The organism is Burkholderia sp. E168m23, assembly GCF_016586125.1.
Lineage (GTDB): Bacteria > Pseudomonadota > Gammaproteobacteria > Burkholderiales > Burkholderiaceae > Burkholderia > Burkholderia orbicola.
This window is the reverse complement of record NZ_BCPP01001509.1, coordinates 1-956: the sequence shown is the minus strand read 5'-3', so window position 1 is coordinate 956 and position 956 is coordinate 1. Positions and strand designations below refer to the sequence as shown.

The 956-nt window shown below is 69.5% G+C and carries 1 protein-coding gene; it reads left to right on the top strand.

Going from position 1 to position 956, the window contains the following annotated elements:
- A partial coding sequence (locus tag JMF90_RS38520) for a YeiH family protein (RefSeq protein WP_201326486.1) occupies nucleotides 1–855 on the top strand: 855 nt, incomplete at its 5' end.
- Nucleotides 856–956 lie beyond the last annotated feature (101 nt).

Sequence of the window (956 nt, the reverse complement as noted above, 5' to 3'; positions counted from 1 at the left end):
TTCTCCGCCCGCAAGCTGCTGCGTATCGCGGTCGCGTTCTTCGGCTTGCGCGTGAGCCTGCAGGAAATCGCGCAGGTCGGGCTGCCGGGCCTCGCGGTGTCGGTACTGATCGTCGTCAGCACGCTCGCGATCGGCACCTGGGTCGGCATGAAGCTGATGAAGCTCGACCGCGACGCCGCCCTGCTGACCGCCGCCGGCAGCGCGATCTGCGGCGCGGCCGCGGTGCTCGCGTTCGAGTCGACGCTGCAGTCGAAGCCGCACCAGAGCGCGATGGCGGTGGGTAGCGTCGTGCTGTTCGGCACGCTGTCGATGTTCCTGTATCCGCTCGCCTATCACGCCGGGCTGCTGAACCTCGATCCGGCCGGCCTCGGCCTGTTCTTCGGCGGCACGATCCACGAAGTCGCGCAGGTGGTCGGCGCGGCGAGCGACATCAGCCCGGAGGTCGTGCACGTCGCGACGATCGTGAAGATGACGCGCGTGATGCTGCTGGTGCCGGTGCTGCTCGCGCTCGGCTGGTGGCTCGCCCGTTCGTCCCGTTCCGCGCGTGCGGCTCACGACACGGCCGGCGGCACGCAACGCCAGCGCAAGGTGGCGGTGCCCTGGTTCGCGCTCGGCTTCCTCGGCTTCGTGATCGTCAATTCGCTGAACGTATTGCCCACGGACGTCACGCACACGCTGAACGTGCTCGACACCTTCGCGCTGACGATGGCCATGACCGCACTCGGCATCGAGACGCGCGTCGCGCAGATCCGCGCGGCCGGCCCGCGTGCACTGATGACCGGCCTGATCCTGAACGTCTGGCTGATCGCCGGCGGCTACGGGATCACCTGGGCCGTGCAGCACTGGCTTGGCTGAGCCGCACGTCCGCGACGGTTCGCGCGCCGCGCCCGACGGGAAGCCCCATGAGGCGGTCCCGCGGGCGCGGCGCAGTGCTATGCTTCGCGTCGTTTTCCATC